Consider the following 23,178-nt stretch of genomic DNA (forward strand, 5'->3'; position numbering starts at 1 on the left):
TGGGAGCGCTTCCAGTTGCCCGCACGCTACGCACGCCGACAGCGCAGCGTCAAGGTCTACGTATTTCGATCTTCGGATTCCGAAGCCTTGATACGCGGCCGCCGCCGTGGTCATACTCCACCGCCATGGCGGTCTTCCTACTCGTCGCGCACGGCTCGGCCGGCGACGTCCTGCCGTTCGCGCGCGTCGGCGCCGCGCTGGCCGCGCGCGGCCACGACGTGACGCTCGTGAGCCACGCGCCCTTCGCCCGGCACGCGCCCTACGGCTTCGCCGCCATCGACACCGAGGAGCGCTACCGCGAGCAGCAGGCGCACACGCCCGAACTGCTGGCCGTGCGGCGGCCGGACGACCTGCGCCGCTACTACGAGGCGCGGGGCCTCTTCGACGACCTGCGCCGCGAGGTCGAGCTGCTGGCCGAGCGGCACCGGCCCGGCGAGACGGTGCTCGTGGGCCGGCACACCTCGGCGCTGTCGGTGCTGGTCGCCGCGGACCTGCTCGGCGCGCCGGCGGTCTGGGTCGCGGTCGCCCCGGTGCAGCTGATGGTGGCCCCGGTCGCCGCGACGCACGCGCGCAAGGGGCTGGCCGCGGGCGTCGACGCGGTGCGGGCCGGGTTCGGGCTGGCGCCGGTGGCCGACTGGGCCGGGTTCCTGCGCGTGCCGACGCTGGGGCTGTGGCCGGGCTGGTTCGACGCGGCCGGGATGCGGTCGCGGGCGGCGCTGACCGGGTTCGTCTGCGGCGACGAGGACGGCGAGACGGTGGACCTGCCCGGGCGCCCGATCCTCGTGACGGGCGGGACGGGGCAGATGCTGCATCCGCGGTACTACGAGGTCGCCCTCGCCGCCGCCGGGCTGGTCGACCACCCGGTCGTGGTCGTCTCGCCCGAGCGGGTCGGGGGCTTTGCGTGGTACCGCCGCCTGCCCTTCCCCTCGGCGCTGCCCCAGTGCGGCGCGATCCTGCACCACGGCGGGATCGGCACCGCCGTGCGCGCCCTGCTCTCGGGCACGCCGCAGGTGATCCTGGCGCACGGCGCCGACCGGCCGGACGTGGCCCAGCGGCTGGCCCGGCACGATCTGGCGCGCTGGCTGCCGGCCGACGCCTGGACCCCGGAGACGGCCGCCGACCGGCTGTGGGCGGCCCTCACCGACACCGGCTACGGGGCCCGGGCCGCGGGGTTCACGGAGCCCACGCCGGCCGGCCCGGAGCGGGCCGCCGACCGCCTGGAGGCCATGCTGACCTGACCCCATCAATCACTCTGCGTCGATGCCTTCGGCACCGCGGACAGTGAAAGTTCCACGCCCACGGCCATGCCCACGGACGCGGCTGCGGATGCGGCCTCGGCCGCGCGGCGAGCCGAGTTCAGCGCGACCTCGGCCAGCATCCCTGGCGCGGCCACGCTGTCGCCGGCCAGCCACACCCCGTCGCCGCGGTCGATCGCGGGCCGGTCGCGCCAGGTCGAGCCGGGAGGGTCGACCGCGCCGGTGCGCCCGTTCGCGAACGCGTCGCGGCGCCAGGTGACCCGCTCGCGCCAGCCGGGCAGGGCCAGGTCGGCGAGGGCCTCGGCGCGCCCGGTGGCGGCCGGGATCGGCTCGTCCGGGCGGGCCGGCAGCTCCAGCTGCACCAGGGCGTGCCCGGGCGGGGCGAGGCTCGGGTCCGGCAGCGAGTAGCGCTCCACGAACCCGCCCTCGTCGAGGTCCGACACCACGAACGGGTCGCGGCGGTCCGCGCGCAGGCCGAGGTCGACGAGCGCGGCCCGCCCGCTCGGCCAGCGCAGCGAGTCGTCGCCCAGCAGGGCGCGGGCGGCGTCCAGGCCGGTGGCCACGATGACCGGGCCGCCGGGCAGGGCGTCGACCCGCTCGCCGGTGACGATCGTGGCGCCGAGGCCGCGGGCGTGGGCCGCCATCCGCTCGACCATCGCGGACCAGCCGCCGCGGACGTAGCGCACCGCCGGCCAGCCCGGCGCGACGGCCCGCAGCAGGCGCTCCCACACGAACGCGGCCGAGAGGCGGCCCGGGTCGGCGGTGTAGGTGATGACGCCGACCACGCCCGCGGCGGCCCGCGTCGCCTCGGGGCCGAACCGGCGTGTGGCCCAGTCGCCGAACGACTCGTCCACGGGCGCGGTCAGCCGGCGGTGCGAGACCATGCGCAGCAGCGCGAGGGGCGGGGCCGAGCGGATCCGCCCGTCGCGGCGGAACCGGAACCTCGCGAGCTCGCCCGGCGTGGGCCTGCTGCACGGCTGGACCAGCCGGCGCGCGGCGAGCCAGCGGAAGGGCTCCCCGTCGCTGTAGAGCACATGGGTCCCGTCGTTGGCGATGTACGGCCCGGGCGTCGAGCGCGCCCGCCCGCCCAGCGACCGGTGGGCCTCGTGCAGCGTGACGGCGAGCCCGCGCTCGGCGCACGCGATGGCGGCGGTCAGCCCGGCCACGCCGCCGCCGACGATGGTGATGGAGTTCCTCATGCGGGTGTGGACGCGGCGCCCCCTGCGGAACGTGACACCCGGGCGAGCTTCTCGGGGTTGGCGACGAGGAACACCGTGCCGACGCGCTCCCCGTCCGGCTCTACGGCGAGGACCAGGATCACGCGCTCCCCCACCCGCGCCACGATCGCCGGGGCGCCGTTGACGTCCTCGATCGCGATCTCGAACGCGGCCGGGGTGGGCAGGCCGATGGAGACGAGGAAGCGCTGGGCGCCCTCGTCGTTGGAGATCGAGGTGAGGAAGCGCCCGACGCGGTCGGCGCTCTCGATGACCCGCAGCGGCGCCTTGGCCCGCCCGCCGCCGTCGGCGACCAGCCGCACGTCCGCGGCGAGCAGGTCGACGAGGCCGGTGAGGTCGCCGCCGAAGCAGGCGGCGAGGAAGCGCTCGGTGAGCCGGCGGCGCTGGGCCCGGTCGGCCGTGTAGCGGGGGCGGGCCTCGCGCACGTGGTCGCGGGCGCGCCGGGCCAGCTGGCGGGTCGCGGCCTCGCTGCGGCCGATGACCTCGGCGACCTCGGCGTGGGAGAGGCCGAAGGCCTCGTGCAGGACGAATGCGGCGCGCTCCAGCGGCGACAGCGTCTCCAGCACGACCAGCAGTGCCAGCTCGACGCTCTCGGCCAGTTCCGCGCGCCCCTGCGGGTCGGGCTGGGTGCTGACCAGCTCCGGCAGCCAGGGGCCGGGATAGGCCTCGCGGCGGGCCCGGACCTGGCGCAGCCGGTCGATGGCGAGCCGGGTGGTCACCGTGACCAGGAACGCCTGCGGGCTGCCGACGCCGGACCGGTCGGCCGCGGACCAGCGCAGCCACGCCTCCTGCACGACATCCTCGGCATCCGTGACGGTGCCGAGGATGCGGTAGGCGACGTCGAGCAGGCGGCGGCGGTGCGGCGTGAAGTCATCGGGCCCCATGCGTGACAAGACGTCACCGCCGCCGGATGTGTGACATCAGAGCTTGACGACCTCGCCGGTGTCGGCGGAGCGGCGGGCCGCCTCCAGGACCCTCAGGGCGGCGATCGCGTCCTGCACGTCGACCGGCGCGGGGGCGCCGTCGCGCACGGCGGCCGCGAAGCCGGCGTAGAAGTCCTGATAGGCGCCCGGGTCGGTGGGCACCGTGTGGTCCACGCCGTCGTAGTCGGTGAGCACGCCGTAGGCCGACGGGTCCTCCCGGCCCCAGCCGGGCTCGGTGGGCAGGCGGCCCGCGCGCAGCGCGTCCTCCTGCACGTCCAGGCCGTACTTCAGGTAGGAGCCGCGGTCGCCCAGCACGCGCAGCCGCGGGCCGGCCTTTGCGGCCAGGGTCGTCGCCCACAGGTGGGAGCGGGCGTCGCCCTCGTGGCGCAGGGCAATGAACGTGTCGTCGTCGACGGTCAGGCCGGCGCGGCGGGTATGGGCCTCCGCGTACACCTCGGTCGCCGGGCCGAGCAGCTGCAGGGCCTGGTCGACGAGGTGGCTCCCGAGGTCGTAGAGCAGGCCGCCGGCCTCGGCCGGGTCGCCGCTCTCGCGCCAGCCGCCCTTGGGCACGGGGCGCCAGCGGTCGAAGCGGGACTCCAGGCGCAGGACGCGGCCGAGCGCGCCCTCGGCGACCAGGCGGCGGACGGTGCGGAAGTCGCCGTCCCAGCGCCGGTTCTGGTACACGGTCAGGAGCTTCTGCTGCTTCGCGGCCAGCGCCGCGAGCTCCTCGGCCTCGGCCGACGCCGGGGTGAGCGGCTTGTCCACCACGACGTGCAGCCCGGCCTCGAGCGCGGCGCGGGCCATCGGCGCGTGGGTGCGGTTCGGTGAGGCGACGACGACCGCGTCGAGGCCACCCGCGGACCACAGCTCCTCGGCCCGCCCGACGATCCGGGCATCGGGATACCGCTCGGCCGCGGCGGCCTGCCGCTCGGCGTTGGCGGTGACGATCGCGGCCAGGCCGAGTCCGGGCGTGGTGCTGATCAACGGCGCGTGGAACGCGGAGCCGGCCAGGCCGTAGCCGATCAGCCCGACGCGCAGGGTGGTGTCGCTCATGGAGCCAGTCTTCCACCAGGAACGAGACCCCTTGACCTTGACCGCGCGGCGTGGGACTTTGTATCGCGACTTCATGAAGTAGGTGAACGAAGTGCCGTTAGCGAAGCACGGAGCCGGGCGGGACCTGTCCAGGTCCGCGGTGCTTGCCCTGCTGGGCGGTCGAGGACCGACCTCCCGCGCCGACATCGCACGTGAGCTGGGCCTCAGCCCGGCCGCCGTGTCCCAGATCATGCGCCGGCTGCTGGAGCAGGGGCTGGTCGAGGAGGTCGCCCAGGCGCCGTCGAGCGGCGGACGGCCCGGATCGCTCATCGGGCTGGTCGGCTCGGCCGGGCGGGCGCTCGGGGTCAAGGTCGCCGCCGACCACCTCGTCGTGGTCAACGTCCGCCTCGACGGGCAGCTGCTGTCCAGCGCCACGATGGCGTTCGACGCGATGGCGCCGGACGCGCTGCCCCGCCTCGCGGCCGAGCTGACGCCGCACACCGTGCCGGACCCGGGCCTGCCGCCGCTGCTCGGCGTCGGGGTCGCCGTGCCGGGCGTGGTCCAGCGGCCCGACAAGGGCCTGGTCGACGCCGACGTGCTGCAGTGGCAGCAGCTGCCTGTGGGCCGGCACCTGCGCGGCGTGCTCGGGCTGCCGGTGGTGGTCGAGAACGACGTCAACGCGCTGGCCGTCGCCGAGGTGCTGTACGGCCACGGCCGCGAGGTCGACGACTTCCTCGTGCTCACCATCGGCCGCGGCATCGGCCTGAGCATCGTGGCCGACCGCACCGTCTACCGCGGCAGCCGCGGCGGCGCGGGCGAGTTCGGCCACGTGCCGCTGGGCCTCGACTTCGACGACGACGGCCCGCGGTGCCAATGCGGCCGGCACGGCTGCCTGGAGGCCTGGATCGGAGAGCCGGCGCTGGAGCGCACCGCGCGGGAGCGCAGCGTGCTCGGGCCCCGGCAGGGCTTCGGCGCGCTCGTCGCCGCGGCCGATCGTGGCGACGCGCCCGCCACCGGCATCCTGGCCGAGGCCGGGCGGCTGCTGGGCCGGGCCGTGGCCGGGGCGGCCAACATCCTCGACCCGGACAGGATCGTCATCGCCGGCGAGGGCGTCGCGCACTGGATCCACTGGGACGCCGCGTTCCGGGCCGAGTTCGCCCGCCGCCAGGTCCGCCGCGCCGACGGGATCACGCTGGTCGTGGACACCTGGGACGACAGCAACTGGGCCCAGGGCGCCGCCGCGCTGGTGCTGGCCGCGCCGTTCGACCTCGACGGGTTCGGCGGCGAGCAGGCCAACCTCGTCGTGGCCCGCCTGCACGGCCGCGGCGACGGGGCGGTGGAGTGATGGTCGGCCCCAAGGGCATCCGCAAGGCCGGGATCGTCGCGCTGTTCCTCCTTCCCAGCGCCGTACCCCTGGCGATGTTCACGATCGCCCCGATGGTCGCGGCCGGCTGGATCAGCCTGCACAGCTGGAACCTGCAGTCCCCGATGCGCTGGATCGGCCTGGACAACTACACCCGCCTGCTCGGCGACGCCGACACCCGCGACGCGCTGCTGCACACCCTGCTGTTCCTCGCGCTCTACCTGCCGCTGGTGTACGTCTGCGGCCTCGCCCTCGCCGTCGCGTTCAACCGCCGCTTTCCCGGGCGCAACCTCCTGCGCTCGATGTACTTCCTGCCGGTGGTCACCAGCTGGGTGGTCGTCGCGCTGACCTGGAAGTGGCTGCTGAACCCGGCCAACGGGCTGGTCAACCACCTGCTCGGGCTGGCCGGCATCCCGGGTCCGGGCTGGTGGGCCTCGCCGGGCTGGGCCATCCCGTCCACGGTCATCGCGTCGGCGTGGAAGGACTCCGGGTTCGTCATGGTGATCCTGCTGGCCGGGCTGCAGTCGATCCCGGAGGAGTACCTGGAGGCGGCCCGCCTCGACGGCGCGTCGGCCTGGCAGAGCTTCTGGAAGGTGACGTTCCCGCTGCTCACGCCGTCGAGCTACTTCGTCGTGATGATCTCGCTGATCAGCGGCTTCCAGGTGTTCGACCAGATCTACGTCATGACCGGCGGCGGGCCGGCCGGTGCGTCGCGGCCGCTGGTCGAGGAGATCTACGACCTGACGTTCCGCTACGGCGACGCCGGCGGCGCCTCGGCCCTGAGCCTGCTGCTGTTCGCGCTGATCCTGGTGGTCACCGTGGTCCAGCAGCGCCTGCAGCGGCGGTGGGTGCACTATGTCTAGGCGGCTGCTCATCGCGCTGCTCGCGGCCGGCGCGCTCTTCATGATCTTCCCGTTCGTGTGGACCGTCGTCACGTCGATCACGGTCGGCGGCGACGTGCTCACCACGCCCCGGCTCATTCCCGAGCGGGCCGGGCTGGACGGGTACCGCAAGCTCTTCGAGTTCCTGCCCTTCTGGCGGATCGCCCTGAACAGTCTCGTGCTGGCCGTCGTGTCCACAGCGCTGCTGCTCATCACCAGCTCGACCGCGGCCTACGCCTTCGCCCGCCTCGAGTTCCCCGGCAAGAACGTGGTCTTCGTCGGGTACCTCGCCACCCTCATGATCCCGATGCAGGTGCTCGTCGTGCCCCTGTTCATCGAGATCCGCGCGCTCGACCTGGTCGACACGTACGCCTCGCTCATCGTGCCGACGATCGCCTCCGCGTTCGGCGTGTTCCTCCTGCGCCAGTCCGTCGCGGTGCTGCCCCGTGAGCTCGACGAGGCGGCCTTCGTCGACGGGGCCGGGCACATCCGGATCTTCCTGCGGATCATCCTGCCGCTGATCCGGCCCGCCCTGGCCACCTACGGCCTGTTCGCGTTCATGTCGAGCTGGAACGCGTTCCTGTGGCCGCTCGTCGCCATCCGCTCCCGCGAGTTCATGACCCTCCCCCTGGGCCTGTCGACCCTCAGCGGCCAGTACAGCAACCAGTGGAACGCCATCATGGCCGGCTCCGTGGTGAGCATCGTGCCGATGCTCGTCCTCTACGCCCTGGCGCAGAAGCACATCGTGCAGAGCGTCGCCAACGCCGGTCTCAAATAACACCCCGAAATGTGAGGCCACCATGTCCCTGCGATTGAAGATCGCCGTCGCCGGCATCGCCCTCTTAGCGACCGTCACCGGTTGCTCGAAGGGGTCCGCCACCAAGGACTCCTCCGAGAGCGGCGTCACCACCGTCCACTACCTGACGTTCTCCGCCGCCCCGGACCACCTCAAGGACCTCGACGACATCAGGGCCGCCTTCGAGAAGGCGAACCCGGACATCAAGGTGCAGGTCCAGACCGCGGCCTACAAGGACTACTTCACCCAGCTGCAGACCTCGATCGCGGGCGGCACCGCCCCGGACACGTTCGAGCTGGACTACCAGAACTTCGTCACCTACGCCCAGGCCGGCTCGCTCGCGGACCTCGCCGGCCCGTCCGCCGGCGACAAGACCTGGCAGCCATCGGTACTGGCATCAAGCGCCCTGGACGCGTTCAAGCACGACGGCAAGCAGTACGCGCTGCCGGAGTCCTTCTCCACCGTGGTGCTCATCTACAACAAGGCGCTCTTCGACGCGGCCGGGGTGGCGTACCCGACGCCGGACTGGAAGTGGTCCGACGAGACGGCCGCGGCCCAGAAGCTCACCGACAAGGCCAAGGGCGTCTACGGCGACTTCCAGCCCGTCACCTTCAACGAGTTCTACAAGGCGGTCAGCCAGGCCGGCGGGTCGTTCCTGAGCGGTGACGGCAAGAAGGCGACGTTCAACAGCCCGCAGGGCGTGGCCGCGGCGAAGTGGCTGATCGGCAAGCCGGGCGCCACGATGCCGACGCTCACCGAGGTCGGCGGCACCCCGGACTTCGACACCAACCTGTTCAAGTCCGGCAAGCTCGCGATGTGGCACAACGGCAACTGGCAGTTCGACACGCTCAAGGACGTGCCGTTCGGCTGGGACGTCGTGGTGGAGCCGGGCGACGCCCAGCGCGCCAGCGCCGTGTTCCAGAACGGCGTCGCGGTCTCGGCCCGCAGCGCGCACAAGGACGCCGCGTTCAAGTGGCTGAGCTACCTCACGACGTCCGAGCAGAGCGTGAACTCCCGGGTCAGCTCGGCGTGGGAGCTGCCGCCGCTCGCGGACCCCGCCAAGCTCTCCGGCTACCTCGACATCAAGCCGCCCGCGAACCGGCAGGCCGTGATGGACGCGCTGGGCAAGCAGTCGCTCCAGCCGGTGGTCGCGAAGCAGCAGCAGATGCAGGACATCGTCGACAAGGCGCTGACGAAGGCCGCCGCCGGCGAGGACCTGCAGAAGACGCTGGACGACGCCGCCCAGCAGGTAACGGCACTGCTCTCCTAAGGAATCTCACATGCAGGACCTGGTCGAGCACAGCATCAAGGTGATCACCCGCGAGCAGGCTCCCAGCGGGGCCTACCCGGCCTGCTCCAGCTTCAAGGTGTACGGCTACGCGTGGCTGCGCGACGGCGCGTTCGTCGCCGACGGGCTCCTCGCGCACGGCGTCACCGACGGGCCGCGGGCCTTCCACGAATGGACCGCGCGGGTCATCGACGAGCGGGCCGAGCGCATCGACGAGGTCGTCGCCGCGCTCGCCGCCGGGGCCGAGGTCGACCAGGCGCGGTTCCTGCCGACGCGGTACACCCTCGACGGCCGGGACGGCACCGAGAGCTGGTGGGACTTCCAGCTCGACGGCTACGGCACCTGGCTGTGGACGCTGGAGCGGTTCCTGGCGGCCGCGGGGACGGACGGCACGCCGTTCGCTCCCGCGGTCCGGCGCACGGTGCGGTACCTCGCCGCGACCTGGCGCCTGCCCTGCTACGACTGGTGGGAGGAGCACGCCGAGCGGGTCCACGTCGCGACCCTCACCGCGGTCGAGGCCGGGCTCCGCGCGGCGCTGCGCACGGGGCTGCTCGACGCCGCCGGCGCCGCCACGGCCGCGACGGCGGCGGACGCGATCGCCGCGCTGGTGGCGACCGAGGGCCGGGTGGACGGGCGGCTGCGCAAGTGGCTCGGCTCGGACGCCGTGGACGGCAGCCTGCTGGCCGCGGTCGCGCCGTTCGCGGTCGTCGACGCCGCCACCGCGCAGCGGACCGTCGCCGCCGTCGAGCGGGACCTGCTCGACGGCGGGGGCGTGCACCGTTTCCGGGCCGACGTGTTCTACGGCGGCGGCCGGTGGCCGGTGCTCGCCGCGCTGCTCGGCCACGCCTACCTGCGCCTGGACCGGCCGGCCGACGCGCGCCGGCAGCTCGGGTGGATCGCCGGCACGGCCGCGGCCAACGGTGACCTGCCGGAGCAGGTGAGCGACCGCCTGCTCGCGCCGGAGCACCTCCCGCAGTGGCAGGACCGGTGGGGGCCGGTGGCCAGCCCGCTGCTGTGGTCGCACGGCGCCTTCCTGTCCCTCGCCGCACAACTGGGAGTCACGGCATGATCCGGCACCGCCCCTTCGGCTCCGGCCACGCGTACCAGCCCTCGATCGACCAGCGCGTGCCCGTGCGCCCGCCGACCGGCGAGCCGGTCAATCTCGGGGTGGCCGCCGCCGCCACGGTGACCGCGGTCCGCTGCGAGTGGGACGGCGGCACATTCGACCTCGCGAAGGACGGCGCCGCGACCGGGCCCGTCGCCGGGGCCGAGGGCCATCTCGCCTCGGCCGCGGCCGGGCACCGGGGCCGGAGCGTGCGCTGGTCGGCCGACAGTCCTCCGCTGCCCCCGGGCCGGACGGTGCGCTACCGGTTCGTGGCCACCGACGGCACCGTCACCCGCCGGACGCGCTGGTTCCAGGTGAGCGGTGCCGCCTGGTCGCCGACCGGCGGAACCCTGACCACGCACGGCGAGAGCCGGATCGTGCCCGGCTCGGTGTCGTGGCTGGCCGACGGCGAGGGCGTGCACAGGGTGCGGTTCGCGCTGCGGCTGGACGGCGGCGAGCACGTGCTCGGCTTCGGCGAGCGGTTCGACCGGCTCGACCAGCGCGGGCACGCCATCGACGCGACCGTGTTCGAGCAGTACAAGGGCCAGGGCGCGGCGGGCCGGACCTACCTGCCGATGCCGTTCGCGCACGTGCTGGGCGGCACCGGCTGGGCCTTCCACGTCGACACCGCCGAGCGCACCTGGTTCGACATCGGCGACGCCATCCAGATCGAGGCCGACGTCGTGGACGGGCGGCTCGACGTGCACTTCCTCGACGGCTCGCCCGGCGAGAACCTGGCCCGCTGGCTGGACCGGGTCGGCCGGCCCGAGCGGCTGCCGGACTGGGTGTTCCGGCTCTGGGCCAGCGGCAACGAGTGGAACACCCAGGCCCGGGTGACCGCCGAGATGGAGCTGCACCGCCGGCACGACGTGCCGGTCGGCGTGGTCGTCATCGAGGCCTGGAGCGACGAGTCGACGTTCACGGCGTTCCGCGACGCCGAGTACGTGGTACACGACGACGGGAGCCCGCACCGCCTCGCCGACTTCGCCTTCCCGGCCGCCGGCGCGTGGCCCGACCCCAAGGGGATGGTCGACCGGCTGCACGAGCGGGACGTGCGGGTGCTGCTGTGGCAGATCCCGCTGGCCAAGATGCGCCCGCACCCCACCGGGCAGGCCGCGGCGGACGCGGCGGCCATGGTGCGCGAGGGCTACGGGGTGCAGGAGGGGGACGGCCGGCCGTACCGCAACCGCGGCTGGTGGTTCCCGCTGGCCCTGATGCCGGACTTCACGAACCCGAAGGCGCGCGACTGGTGGCTTTCCAAGCGGCGGTACCTCGTCGAGGAGGTCGGCATCGACGGCTTCAAGACCGACGGTGGCGAGCACGCCTGGGGCCACGACCTGCGCTACGCCGACGGCTCGGTGGGCGCGAGCGGCAACAACCGCTTCCCCGTCGAATACGCCGCGGCCTACGGCGACCTGCTGCGCTCGGCGGGCCGGGCGCCGGTCACCTTCAGCCGCGCGGGCTTCACCGGGTCGCAGGCGCACGGCGTGTTCTGGGCCGGCGACGAGGACTCCACCTGGGAGGCGATGCGCTCGTCGCTGCGGGCGGGGCTGAGCGCGGCGGCGTGCGGGATCGTCCACTGGGGCTGGGATCTCGCCGGGTTCTCCGGGCCCGTCCCGAGCGCGGAGCTCTACCTGCGGGCCACGGCGCTGTCGGCGTTCCTGCCGATCATGCAGTACCACTCGGAGTTCAACCATCACCGCACACCTTCGCGCGACCGCACCCCCTGGAACATCGCCGAGCAGACCGGCGACGCCCGGGTGCTGCCGGTCTTCCGGCACTACGCCCACCTGCGCGAGCGGCTGGTGCCGTACCTGGCGGAACAGGCCGCCCGGGCCGTCGACACCGGCTGGCCGCTGCTGCGCGCGGTCGCCCTCGCTCACCCGCACGAGCCGGAGGCGTGGGCGCACCCGTTCGACTTCCAGCTGGGCGACGAGCTGTTCGTCGCGGCGGTACTGGAGGAAGGCGCGACGACCCGCGAGGCCTTCCTGCCGCCGGGCCGCTGGACCGACCTGCGCACCGGCGAGACGTCGGACGGAGGCCGGGTGGTGACCGTGGACGCGCCGCTGGAGGAGATCCCGGTCTGGTGCCGCCGCGAAGCGATCGATCGCCATCGGGGCCTGTTGGGGTAGCATCCTCAGCGCGTTGCCGTGGGAGCCGGCCGATGAACCCCTGCCTGTCTTCTCCATGAGGAGTTCTCCCCGTGCTGCGCAGATCCTTCCTTCCTGCCCTGATCGCCGCCGCCCTGGCCGCGGTCGGCCTCGTCCTCGTCCAGCCCGCCGGGGCCGCCCAGACCGCCGCGGCCCCGGTGCGCATCATGCCGCTCGGCGACTCGATCACCGCCGGCCCCGGCTGCTGGCGCGCCAAGCTCTGGCACCGCCTGCAGACCAGCGGCTACACGAACATCGACTTCGTGGGCGGCGTCTCCGACGGCGGCGGCTGCAACCCCGGCTACGCCTACGACTTCGACCACGAGGGCCACGGCGGCTACTCGGCGACGGGTATCGCCGACAACAACCAGCTCCCGCCGTGGCTGGCCGCGGCCGCCCCCGACATCGTCCTCATGCACCTGGGCACGAACGACATGTGGGGCGGCTACATCCCGCTGGCCACCAAGCTGGCGGCGTTCACGAAGCTGGTCGGCCAGATGCGCGCGAACAACCCGGCGATCAAAATCATCGTGGCCCAGATCATCCCGATGAGCGCCGCGGCCTGCGCCACCTGCCCGGCCGACGTGATCGCCCTGAACAACGCGCTGCCGTCGTGGGCCGCGGGCCTGACCACGGCCCAGTCGCCGATCGTGCTGGCCGACCTGTGGACGGGCTTCGACGCGGTGGCCGACACGGGCGACGGCGTGCACCCGAACGACACCGGTTTCCAGAAGATGTCGGACGCGTGGTACCCGGTGCTGGCCCGGGTCCTGGGCGGCACAACTCCCCAGTCGCCCTCGGCCTCACCGTCGCGGTCCACGTCCCCGTCGCCGTCCCGGTCTGCCTCCGCGTCCCCGTCGCCGTCCCGGTCTGCCTCCGCGTCGCCGTCGCCGGCTGCTGGAAAGTGCTCCGCGACCTACAAGGTCATCTCGTCGTGGGGCGGTAACTTTCAGGGCGAGGTGTCGCTGACGAACACGTCCACGACCGCGTCGACGGGCTGGACGACGACGTTCACGTTCGCCAACGGCCAGCAGGTGACCCAGTCCTGGAACACGACGCTGACCCAGTCCGGCGCGACGGTGACGGCACGCAACGTGACGTACAACGGCGCCCTGGCTCCTGGCGGCAGCACCTCGTTCGGCTTCCTGGCCTCGTGGAACAACAGCACCAACGCGGTGCCCGCGGTGAGCTGCACGCTGTCCTGAGCGATCGCCCTCCCGGCGCCGGCGGCTACTTCGGGATCGTCGTCGCCGGGAGGGTCCGGTCCTCGCGCAGCGCGTCGTAGAACGGCTTGATCGCCGCGTCGTCCGGGAACACCACGCTCTCCGAGCCGACCATGCCGGTGCCGCGGGTCGGGCTGGTGTAGAAGCTCAGGTCGTCTCCGCGCAGATTTCGCAGCTCCAGCGCCAGGTCGAAGATGTTCATCGTCCCGTCGACGGTGACCGCGTCGGCCGTGGCGTGCAGGAAGTCGTTGAGCTTGGTCGGGCTGCTCAGGGTGCCGCCGGACGCGGCCTTGTTGAGGATCGCGGCGATGACCTGCTGCTGGTGCTGGATGCGGGCGAAGTCGCCGTCCTTGAAGGAGTACCGCTCGCGCGAGTAGTCCAGCGCAGTGGCACCGTCCATCGTCTGCAGGCCCTTGTCGAAGTGCCGCTTGCCCGAGGGGTCGAGGGAGTGCGTCGAGGTGAAGCTCTGGGTCACGTTGATGTCCACGCCGCCGAGGGCGTCGACGATCTCCTTGAACCCGGAGAAGTCGACGATCGCCACGTGGTCGATGCGGATGTTGGTGAAGCGCTCCACGGTCTGCACGGTGCCGGGCACGCTGCCCCACGCGTAGGCGGCGTTGATCTTCGCCATGGTGTCGCCGTACTCCGCGTTCTTCGCCTTGGGCACGTAGACCCAGGTGTCGCGGGGAATCGAGACCATCTGCGCCTTGGTGTGGGTCTTGTCCAGGTGCAGCACGATGATCGTGTCGCTGCGCGAGCCGTCCTTGTTGTTCGGGTCGCGGGTGTCGCTGCCCAGCAGCAGGAAGTTCATCGCGTCCTTGGCCGCCTCGGCCCGCTGCGGCCGCTCGTCCTTGGGCACGTCGGTGAACGCGTCGACCCGCTTCACGTCGCCGGTCACGGAGCGCAGGTAGAGCGTGGCACCAAGCGCGCCGCCGCCGACCAGCACGACCAGCACCAGGGCGACGATCAGCACGACCTTCTTCCACCGGCGCCTCTTCGGCTTCGCCGGGGCCTCCGGCCCGTCGTCCGCCGTCTCGGGTGCGCCGGCCGGGGCGGGCTCACCCGGCTCGTCGTCGGCGGCCGGCCGGGGCGACGGAATGCGGGCGCCGACGGCCGTCGCGTCACCTTCGGTGGACGGCTCTTCCCTAGGCATGGCGAGGATGGTACTGAGCGCCGCCCTTGGTCACCGACCGCCCGCCGACGCTTTGCACCCGATTTGGCAGGAAGGGCACCCTTGAACCGCGATGGCCATGTGACATGTCTCTCAAGGCACCACGCACTGCAACGCAACGGGGTGGTGAGACCAGCGCGGCCGTCCTAGCATCCTCAACCATCGGGGCGCGACGAAATCGGGGTTCGTCGCTGGGTGGGGGGAGCGATGCAGCCGGAGCCGGGGGATCTCGAGGCGACCTTCGAGCATTCGCGGGCCGTGATCGGCTCGACGATCGTGCTGCCCTACCTCACCTCGCCGACCGCCCGCCGGACCCGCGGACTGCGGGTGTGGATGCTCACCATGCCGGTCGACTTCGTGGCCTTCGCCGCCCCGGCCGCGCACTACCTGCAGCACTGGAAGGGCATCGTCGTCACCGCCGGGGTCGTCGTGGCGCTGTTCGCACTCGGCGGCCTCTATGCCGCCCGCCGCCACCTGAGCCTGCTCGACGACCTGCCCTCGCTCGTCGGGCGGATGCTCGTGGCCGGCGCGCTGGTGAGCATCGTGGTCGCGATCCGGCACTCCTCGGCCGAGAACCTCGCCTCCTACCTGCGGGCGGTGTCGATCTGCGCCGGGCTCGTGGTGCTGGGCCGCGCGGTCACCTACGCCTGGGTGCGCCTGGCCCGGCGGCGGCGCTGGGTCGAGCACAGCGCGATCATCCTCGGCGGCGGGCCGGTCGCGCTGGAGCTGGCGCGGCTGTTGCGGCGCTATCCGCAATACGGCCTGCGGTTCACCGGCTTTGTGGACGTCGAGTCGGCGGCGCACGACGGCCTGGACAGCGCCCCCTTGGTCGGCGGGATCGACGAGGTGGCCACGGTCGTGCGGCGGGTCGACTGCGAGGTCGTGATCGTGGCCGACATCGACTGCGCCGAGGAGCGGCTGCTGGCGGCCGTGGGCACCGCCGTGCTGGCCGGGCTGGACGTGTGGATGGTGCCGCGGCTGCGCGAGTTCGCCGTGCGGGTCAGCAGCCCGGACCACATCGGCGCGATCCCCGTCGTGCGGGTGCGCCGCTCGCTGCGGCCGGGGCTGCGACGGTACTTCAGGCGCCTCCGCCGTCGCCCGGCCCGGGCGCGGCTCGCTCCCGGCGGTGCCGTCCGGCCGGCAGTCGTGCCGGTGGTGCCGGTGGTGCCGGCTCAGCGTTCGGGCGAGGCCTTCCCGGTCGCGCCGCGATCCTCGACCAGACCCGGTCCGTGAACGCGCGGCGCAGCGGCGGCACCGACATCGTGTAGGCGAGCCAGATCGCGCCGATCGCCGCGCACGAGGCCACGAGCCGCCAGAACCCGGCGCCTGCCAGCAGCCACCCGGCCGCCGTTGCGGCCGCGGCCCCCGGGGCCAGCAGCGCGAGCAGGCCCAGGCAGTGCCGGACGACCCGCAGTGACACCGCCGCCCCGACGACCATGACCAGGCCGCCGACCGTCGAGGCGACGCCGATCGTGACCGGGCCCCAGGCGCGCCACATCGCCAGGTTCACCGCGGCGGCGATCCCGAACGACAGCCCGTTGACCACGGCGACCCGGGTGTTCTCGCCGCGCGCGTTGAGCACCTTGACCAGGGTGTGTCCGAGCACGTTGGCCCAGATGCCGAGCGCGAAGCCGAACACCATCACCGACGACACGTCCACGGCGCGCTCGTCGAAGTGGCCGCGGGCGTAGAGGAGCGTGACGATGCCGCGGCTGTTGAGGCACAGCGCGATCGACAGCGGGGCGGTGAGCAGCAGGACCGGGGTGATCAGGCGCTCGAGGCCGGCGGTGACCTCCTCCGTGCGCATCCGGGCGAACGCGGCCAGCCCGGCCAGCCCCAGGGGTGCGGCGATGAGCGCCATCAGGGAGTCGACGATGAAGCGGGAGTACTCGGTCGCGGCGACGACCTCGATGCCGAGCAGCGAGCCGACGGCCCGCTCGACCGCGATCGAGCCCTGCAGCAGGACGGGGATCAGCAGCAGCGGGCGCAGGCGGCGCCAGAACATGGCCAGGGCGATCCGGGGGGCCCGCTCCAGCGGGCCGGCCCCGGCCGCCTCGTGCTCGAGGTATCCCCTCCGCCGTATCCAGTAGGTCGCCCAGAGCCACAGCAGGACGAACGGCCCGGTGAAGCCCCACGCCAGCAGGGTCACGTTGCCGGTGCGGTAGGCCGCGACGGTCGCCGCGATCAGCCCGATGCTCTGCACGGACGGGCGCAGGTTGATCAGCCGCACGTCGTCGTGGGCGAGCGCGACGAGGGTGTCGAGGGTGTACAGCACCAGGAACGGCACCCCGAGCGCGGCGATCGACAGCATGTCGGCGGTCAGCCGGGCGGTGGAGCCGTCGAGTCCCGGGGCGAGCAGCCCGACCCAGGCGCCGCGGGCGAGCAGCAGCACGAGCACGAGGCCCAGCGACAGCCCGGCCAGGACCCGCCGGACCATGCGGTAGAGCACCGGCGCCATCGCCGGGTCGTCCCGCCGGTACTGCACGAACAGCGGCAGGAAGCCCGCCGACAGCGCGTCGGCGGTGAAAAAGTTGACGGGCACCATCGTGGCCGTCATCGCCACCCGGTTCGCGCCCACGGCCCGGCCCGCGCCGAAGAGGGCGGCGAGCAGGACCTCGCGGGCGACCCCCAGCACCTTGCCGAGGAGGCCGCCGAGCAGCAGGCGCAGGAACGTGCTACCCACGGCGCTCCGCCGCGGCCAGCCCGGCGTAGAGCGACTCGAGCTCGGCGGTCCGCGTGTGCAGGTCGTAGCGGCGCTCCACCATCGCCCGCCCGGCCGCGCCGAGGCGGGCGGCCAGATCCGGGTCGGCGAGCAGGGCCAGCAGGCGCTCGGCCAGCGCGGCCGGGTCCCTCTCCGGCACCAGGTATCCGGTCTCGCCGTCGACAACCGCCTCGGGGATGCCGCCGTGGTCGGTGCCGACCACCGGCCGCCCGGACGCGGCCGCCTCCAGCAGCACCATCCCCAGCCCCTCCCGCGCCCCGTTCGCCGCGGGCACGCTGGGCAGGCACAGCACGCGGGCCGCGGCGACCTGCGCCAGCACCTCGGCGTGGGGTTGCGCGCCGAGGAACCGCACGGCCCCGGCGACACCCAGCTCGGCGGCGAGCGCGCCCAGCGGCGCCCGCAGCGGGCCGTCGCCGACGATGACCAGTTCGGCCGCCGGCACGCCGCGGCGCACGAGGGCGAACGCGCGCAGCAGGTCCGCGGTGCCCTTGACCTCGACCAGCCGGGCGACGTGCAGGATCCGGGGCGCCTCGGGCGGTGGCAGCGGCGCGATGAGCCCGGTGTCGACCCCGATCGGCAGGACCACGGTGCGCTCGGCCGGATAGCCCCACTCGAGCGCGCGCCGCCGGATGTACTGCGACACGCACACGAACACCGCCCCGGTCTCGAACAGCGAGGCGCGCCACGTGACGTAGTTCATCCACGACGGTTTGCGGGACGCCAGCAGCTGCCTCTTGCCGATGGTCACGTCGAAGCCGTGCAGCGTGGTCACCAGCGGCACCCCGAGTGCCTTCGCGGTCGGCGCGATGTACACGCCCTCGACGCCGAAGTGCGCGTGCAGAACACCGACCCCGCACTCGGCCAGCGCCCGGACCAGCCGGTCCGAGCGGCGGGTGACCAGGTAGGAGGCGGCCGCGGCCCGGCCGAACCCGGAGATGCTAAGCGTCTCGGTCCCCGCCGGGGCGTCCGTCACCGGGTCCCGCGCGATGAACAGCGGCCGGTACGTCCGCAGGGCCCGGGCCTGGCTGGAGATGAACGTTTCCGACGGTCGGAAGAGCTGATGTCGGACGATTCCAGAAATCGGCGTCGGGGACATCGTCGGCCTCCTGTTCCTCCTCCTGCGCGGCCGGCACCAGGTGGCTCAGCAGCAGCGCCAGGACGGGGATGAGGTGAATCTCCCCGAAGACGTCGGTGTTCTCGCCCATCGCCTGCACGGTCATCCAGACGATCGCGGCGCCGGCCCACACGGCGAACGCCCGCTCCCGCTTCATGGCCCGCAACGCCAGCCGCAGCATCGCGCCGAAGACCAGCAGCGTCAGGGCGAGGCCGGCCAGCCCGGTCGCGGCCCACGCGGCGAGCAGCACGTTGTGCGGCGGGAAGTTGGGGTTGTAGATGCCGTGCGCGGCGGCGTAGGCGGCGAAGCCCTGCTGCCAGCCGCCCCAGCCGAGGCCGAGCAGCGGGTGCTCGGCGAACGCCTCGGCGCCGTAGCCCCAGATGTCGGTGCGCTGCACGAAGGTCTCGCGCACGGCGACGGCGAACGGGCCGCCGGCCAGGGCGAGCACGGCGATGAACGCGGCCGCGAGCACCCCGCCGGCGATGAGCAGGGTGCGGCGGACGGCCGGGGCCAGCTTGCGGAAGTGCAGCGCGACGATCGCGGCGGCGGGCAGCACGACGGAGAACATCTGCCCCGACTTGGAGCCGGTGAACCAGACACCGGCGAGCGCGGCGACGGCGGCCACGAGCTCGGTCCGCCGCCGGGTGCGGGTCCAGACGGCGATCGCGGCCATCGCGCTGACGCCGAGGAACAGGCCGGCCACGTTGGCGTTGACGAACACTCCGCCGGACTTGAGCGGGCTCAGCACGTTGTTGCGGTTGACGTCGAACAGGCCACCGACGGTGTTCTGGCCGGCGAACACCCCGGCGACGGAGCGGAAGTAGGCGTCCTCCACCGCCGGGAAGAGCCGGAACAGCGCCACCAGCAGGGACTGCAGCATGACGAAGGGCCAGTAGACGTACCGCATCCGCAGCAGCAGCCCGGGTGACTCGCTCGCGGCCCCGTAGAACAGCACGAACGTGATGAGGAACTGGCCGAGGAGCGCGACGGGCAGGCGGCCGTAGCCGGTGTCGGGTGACCACAGCATCGCGAGGACGCGGATCGCCATGAGGGCGACGACCGCATACACGAGCAGGCTGCGCAGCAGCCGCCGGCCGCCCGGGTGCCTCCAGACCCAGACCGTCACCGTCGGCACCAGCAGGAAGGCGAGGACCGTGGACAGTGAGATGTCGATCGTGCCCTCGGGCAGCAGGTAGATCTGCGGTACCGCGAGCGCGAAGACCGCCAGCGCGGCGACCGGCAGCGGCAGCGCGGCGGGCACGGTCGCGAGCCGGCCCAAGACGGAGCGTCCGGCGCCGCCACCCGGCTTCGTCGGACCGGCCGCGGGGTTCATCGGACCGGCAGCCGGTTGAGCTCGGCCGCCAGCAGGTCGCGCAGGACCTGGCCGCGCTCGGCCCAGCCGTGGCGGGCCGCGCTGTCCACCCGCTCGGCGATCGTCGGGTCGGAGACGGGCGCCGCAACCCGGTCCATCGCCTCGGCGAAGGCGGCGCCGCCGGCCACGACGACGTGCGGGTTGCTCCGGGCGAGGGCCGCGACCGCGGGCAGCGGAGTGCCGATCACGAGCAGGCCCGAGGAGAGGTACTCGAAGCACTTGAGCGGGCTGACGCCGGTCGTGTAGTCGTTGATCGCATACGGGATGAGCCCGACGGTGCAGGTGCCGGCCACGTCGGCCAGCTCGGCCGGGGTGAGCAGGCCCAGGTGCCGGGCGCCCAGTGCCTCCAGCCGCTCGAGCTCGACCGTGAAGCTGCCGCCGCCCGCGGCCAGCGGCCCGGCCAGCAGCAGCTCGCCGCGTCCCCGCAGCGCCCGGGCGGCCGACTCGAGCAGCGGCACGTCGAGCTTGGCGGTGGTGAGGTTGCCCGAGAAGATTGCCGCCGGGCGGCGCCGGGCGGCCGGGCGGCTCGCGCCGGTGAACACGGACACGTCGGCGACGTTCTCCAGCAGCTCGACGCGGGGGAAGCCGGCCGCGGTGAGGTGCTCGCGGACCGCGGGGCTGGAGGCGATGGCGACCACGCCGGGCCGCGCGGCCAGGCGGCGCTCGCCCCGCTCGACGGCCACCCGGTCGATGCCGGGGAACGCCGCCAGCAGGTCCACGCAGTGGTAGACCACCAGATCGGCGGCCTCCTCCAGGCCGTACGTCACCGGCGTGAAGGTCCAAAGCACTCGCGGCCGGTCGCTGCCCAGCCAGCCGGCCGTCGCCCGGCGCAGCAGGGTGCGGTTGAGGGCCCGGGTGGGTGCCCGGTGCACCGGCACCACCAGGGGCGACACGATGCTGGTGCGGTCGGGCCGGGGGCGTCCGGGCTTCGCGGCGGCCTCGGCGGGGGGCGTGGCGCCGAACGCGCGGCGGGCGCGGGCGGCCATCCGGGTCACGTCGGCCGGGCGCAGGGTCGGGCGGCGCAGGCCCAGGGACTCCACGAAGGTCACGTCGGCGGACGCGGCGAGCTCACGGGTCACGTAGTGCTGGTTGGTGGCGATCGCCGAGTCCCACTCCGCGGTGCCGAGGATCAGCACGTTCGGCATCGATCCCATCCCGGTGAGTTGCCGGCCCCCCGAGCCGACGAGCGCGCTCATGGTACGCGAACCGCTCTCACGAGCCAACCTCGCGCCGTACCGGTGTGCGGACCGCCGGACCGTTGGGACGCCCAGCCCCGCGGTCGGCCCGCGCGTGCGCCATCATGGGACAGCACCACGATCGCCAGCCGAGGAGAGTCGCTCATGCCCAGCCGCCGCACGCTGCTCGCGGCCGCCGCCGCACTCGCCGGGACAACGATGAGCGGATGCGACGACAACGGCGGCACCATCACGGCGTCAGCGCGCAAGGCCCCGAGCACTCCCCCGGGCCGGCCCTGGATCCTCGTCGTGCCGCACCCCGACGACGAGACCCTCGGCTCCGGCGTGCTCATGGCCCAGCACGTGGCGGCCGGCCGGGACGTGCACATCCTGCTGCTGACCCGCGGGATGGGCAGCAACGCCCGGGCCCAGATCAACGGCACGCAGCACTCGAAGTGGTGGGGAGTCGCGCACAACCCGGTCGCCGAGGGCTACGCCCCGCTGACCCCGGAGGCGTTCGGCGCGGCCCGCTTCGCGGAGCTGACGGCGGCGGTGGGCTGCCTCGGCGGCGCGACGGTGCACGAGGCCGGCCTGACCGACGCGGGGGTCACCGTCGCCCAGGCCAAGGCCGCGATCTCGAAACTGGTCACCGAGGTCGGGCGGGACGCCGGGGTATACGCGCCGAGCTGGGTGGCCGACGACAACCCCGACCATCGGGCGGCCGGGCAGGCGCTGCGGGAGCTGGCGGCGGAGGAGCCGCGGGTGTACGGCGACGTGCGGTGGTACGTGCTGCCGCCGTACTGGACCGACGACCGGCTCAAGCAGGTGTCGTGGGCCTGGGTGGAGCCGACGAACACCGACATCAGCAACCGGGCCCGCAACGCGTGCCGGGCCTACGGGGCGTGGCAGCCGCCGCACTCGTACGCGATCGGCTATCACTCCGTCGACTACATGTTCGCCAAGGTCGACGGCGGCCCCAAGTCGATGGTGCACACCTGAGCGACCGGCACGCACTCCGTCGTCAGCTGTACCGCTGCCAGACGTCGCGCAGCGAGTCCCATTTCTCCTCGGCGCCGCTGACCCAGGCCACCTCGATGCGGGCGGCCAGCACGTCGGAGCCCTGGCGGTCCCACCAGATCCCGGCGTACGACGACGAGCCGGCCGCCGCGGGCTTGAACGCGAACTCGACGTAGTCGCCGGTGTTCTTGCCCGCCGTGCCGGTCTTCTGCCCCGGCGCCGCGGCCCCCGGCGCGAGCTGCGCGGCGTCGCCGTTCTGCTGCTTGCGGGTGGTCAGCTCGGCCTCGCGGTCGGCCGCGCTCTTGAACTCCACGAAGAAGACCTGCATGTTGCCGAGCTGGCAGGTGATGCGCAGCTGCTCGTTCTGCGGCAGCTTCGCGCCCCCGCCCTCGCCGCCGGCCTTCGTGCAGCGGGAGATGTACGGCAGCCACGGCTCGGCCATCGTCGCCATCTCGCCGTTGAAGAGGGTCTTGTTCAGCCGGAGCTGGGTCGACTCGTACACGCCGAGGCCGGGCTGGGCCGATGCGCTCGGCGCGACCGGGCCCGGACCGTCCTTCGCGGCGGACCCGAAAAGCTGCCCGCCGACGTACCAGCCGGTCGGGGCGAAGATCAGCAGGCCGGCGAGCACGCCGATGAGCACGCCCAGCCAGAGGCGGCTGCCCGACGACGGGGCGCTGCCCTCCGGCGGGAGCTTCCAGGGCTGCTTCTCCTCGCCGGCCGGGCCGGCCTCGCGCTCCCACGGTGCCGCCTGGATCGGAGGCGCCGGCGAGAACGGGGGTCCCTGCTGAAACGGGGTTCCCTGCTGCTGCCACGGTGCGAGCGGCGGCTCGGCCTGCGGCGGCTGGACACTGACCGGCTGGCTGCTGATGGGCTGGCTACTCACCGGCTGGCTGCTCACGGGCGCGCTGCTGACCGGTTGGTTGGTCCAGGCCGGTTGCGGCGGTCCGTACGCCGGCGGGCCCGACATGGGCGGCTGCGGCTGGGGCGGCATCGACGGCACGACCGGGATCGGCTGCGGCGGCGGCCCCGGGTGGTGGTGCGGCGGCCCCGGGTGGTGCGGCGGCGGGGCCTGCGGGGGCAGCCGGACCGTGTCCTGCTCCAGTGGCCAGTTCGCCTGGGGCGGACCGGGCTGTTGCGGCGGCGGCCAGTTCACCTGCCACGCCGGGTTGCCGGGCGGAGGCGGACCAGGATGCGGCGGACCGGGCTGGGGCGGGAGTGGCGGACCAGGCTGGGGCGGGGGTGGCGGACCAGGCTGGGGCGGGGGTGGCGCACCGGCGTCGAGCGCCCCGGGGTAACCGCGCGGTGGCGAACTCCAGTCAGCCGACCCGGGGTGACCCGGGGGCGGCATCGGGGGA

Annotated in this window: 18 protein-coding genes; 9 read left to right on the plus strand and 9 right to left on the minus strand. The window is 73.6% G+C overall.

The window, feature by feature from the left end; genetic code table 11:
* Positions 1-125: 125 nt before the first annotated feature.
* Positions 126-1,238 (plus strand): glycosyltransferase, encoded by a 1,113-nt coding sequence (locus ABT369_RS11695; RefSeq protein ID WP_350611695.1) that lies wholly within the window; start codon positions 126-128, stop codon positions 1,236-1,238.
* A gap of 5 nt (positions 1,239-1,243) precedes the next feature.
* Here the strand turns inward: ABT369_RS11695 and ABT369_RS11700 are convergent, their stop codons facing one another.
* Genes ABT369_RS11700 through ABT369_RS11710 form a run of 3 tightly spaced genes read right to left on the minus strand, consistent with a single transcriptional unit; the run spans position 1,244 to position 4,467 of the window.
* Complete coding sequence (locus tag ABT369_RS11700) at positions 1,244-2,455, minus strand: phytoene desaturase family protein (protein ID WP_350611696.1); 1,212 nt, start codon at positions 2,453-2,455, stop codon at positions 1,244-1,246.
* The gene (gene sigJ, locus ABT369_RS11705) at positions 2,452-3,375 is read right to left on the minus strand and encodes an RNA polymerase sigma factor SigJ (protein ID WP_350611697.1); all 924 of its coding nucleotides are present in this window, start codon (positions 3,373-3,375) and stop codon (positions 2,452-2,454) included. The genes ABT369_RS11700 and sigJ overlap by 4 nt, the downstream gene beginning before the upstream one ends.
* Positions 3,376-3,411: 36 nt before the next feature.
* Entirely contained in the window at positions 3,412-4,467 is a 1,056-nt protein-coding gene (locus tag ABT369_RS11710; protein WP_350611698.1) for a Gfo/Idh/MocA family oxidoreductase, read from the minus strand.
* A gap of 91 nt (positions 4,468-4,558) precedes the next feature.
* Between ABT369_RS11710 and ABT369_RS11715 the strand changes: the two genes are divergently transcribed.
* The 7 genes from ABT369_RS11715 to ABT369_RS11745 all read left to right on the plus strand — a co-directional run bounded on the left by ABT369_RS11715 (position 4,559) and on the right by ABT369_RS11745 (position 13,234).
* Positions 4,559-5,791, plus strand: a complete 1,233-nt coding sequence (locus tag ABT369_RS11715) for an ROK family transcriptional regulator (protein WP_350611699.1) — start codon at positions 4,559-4,561, stop codon at positions 5,789-5,791.
* Positions 5,791-6,672: a carbohydrate ABC transporter permease gene (locus ABT369_RS11720; protein WP_350611700.1), complete on the plus strand. Its 882-nt coding sequence runs from the start codon at positions 5,791-5,793 to the stop codon at positions 6,670-6,672. Before ABT369_RS11715 ends, ABT369_RS11720 begins: the two co-directional genes overlap by 1 nt.
* Positions 6,665-7,468, plus strand: a complete 804-nt coding sequence (locus ABT369_RS11725) for a carbohydrate ABC transporter permease (protein ID WP_350611701.1) — start codon at positions 6,665-6,667, stop codon at positions 7,466-7,468. The genes ABT369_RS11720 and ABT369_RS11725 overlap by 8 nt, the downstream gene beginning before the upstream one ends.
* A gap of 22 nt (positions 7,469-7,490) precedes the next feature.
* Entirely contained in the window at positions 7,491-8,756 is a 1,266-nt protein-coding gene (locus ABT369_RS11730; RefSeq protein WP_350611702.1) for an ABC transporter substrate-binding protein, read from the plus strand.
* Positions 8,757-8,766: 10 nt separating this feature from the next.
* Positions 8,767-9,843 (plus strand): glycoside hydrolase family 15 protein, encoded by a 1,077-nt coding sequence (locus tag ABT369_RS11735; RefSeq protein ID WP_350611703.1) that lies wholly within the window; start codon positions 8,767-8,769, stop codon positions 9,841-9,843.
* A complete protein-coding gene (locus tag ABT369_RS11740) occupies positions 9,840-12,011 on the plus strand; it encodes a glycoside hydrolase family 31 protein (protein WP_350611704.1) in 2,172 nt (723 codons plus the stop codon). The genes ABT369_RS11735 and ABT369_RS11740 overlap by 4 nt, the downstream gene beginning before the upstream one ends.
* 71 nt (positions 12,012-12,082) lie before the next feature.
* Complete coding sequence (locus ABT369_RS11745; RefSeq protein ID WP_350611705.1) at positions 12,083-13,234, plus strand: cellulose binding domain-containing protein; 1,152 nt, start codon at positions 12,083-12,085, stop codon at positions 13,232-13,234.
* Between the two features lie 25 nt (positions 13,235-13,259).
* On the opposite strand, the gene ABT369_RS11750 is transcribed toward ABT369_RS11745, so the two are convergent.
* The 5 genes from ABT369_RS11750 to ABT369_RS11775 form a co-directional block, all read right to left on the minus strand.
* A complete protein-coding gene (locus tag ABT369_RS11750) occupies positions 13,260-14,405 on the minus strand; it encodes an LCP family protein (RefSeq protein ID WP_502891727.1) in 1,146 nt (381 codons plus the stop codon).
* Between the two features lie 1,096 nt (positions 14,406-15,501).
* Positions 15,502-17,106, minus strand: coding sequence for a lipid II flippase MurJ (locus tag ABT369_RS11760; protein WP_502891728.1), 1,605 nt, complete (start codon positions 17,104-17,106; stop codon positions 15,502-15,504).
* Positions 17,099-18,118, minus strand: a complete 1,020-nt coding sequence (locus tag ABT369_RS11765) for a glycosyltransferase (protein WP_350611707.1) — start codon at positions 18,116-18,118, stop codon at positions 17,099-17,101. The genes ABT369_RS11760 and ABT369_RS11765 overlap by 8 nt, the downstream gene beginning before the upstream one ends.
* Entirely contained in the window at positions 18,084-19,538 is a 1,455-nt protein-coding gene (locus ABT369_RS11770) for an O-antigen ligase family protein (RefSeq protein WP_350611708.1), read from the minus strand. Before ABT369_RS11770 ends, ABT369_RS11765 begins: the two co-directional genes overlap by 35 nt.
* Positions 19,539-19,588: 50 nt before the next feature.
* A complete protein-coding gene (locus tag ABT369_RS11775; protein WP_350611709.1) occupies positions 19,589-20,776 on the minus strand; it encodes a glycosyltransferase family protein in 1,188 nt (395 codons plus the stop codon).
* Positions 20,777-20,971: 195 nt separating this feature from the next.
* On the opposite strand from ABT369_RS11775, the gene ABT369_RS11780 reads away from it, so the two are divergent.
* Complete coding sequence (locus ABT369_RS11780; protein ID WP_350611710.1) at positions 20,972-21,805, plus strand: PIG-L deacetylase family protein; 834 nt, start codon at positions 20,972-20,974, stop codon at positions 21,803-21,805.
* Positions 21,806-21,827: 22 nt separating this feature from the next.
* On the opposite strand, the gene ABT369_RS11785 is transcribed toward ABT369_RS11780, so the two are convergent.
* Positions 21,828-22,976 (minus strand): hypothetical protein, encoded by a 1,149-nt coding sequence (locus tag ABT369_RS11785; RefSeq protein WP_350611711.1) that lies wholly within the window; start codon positions 22,974-22,976, stop codon positions 21,828-21,830.
* Positions 22,977-23,178 lie beyond the last annotated feature (202 nt).

This window comes from Dactylosporangium sp. NPDC000244, assembly GCF_040300725.1.
Lineage (GTDB): Bacteria > Actinomycetota > Actinomycetes > Mycobacteriales > Micromonosporaceae > Dactylosporangium.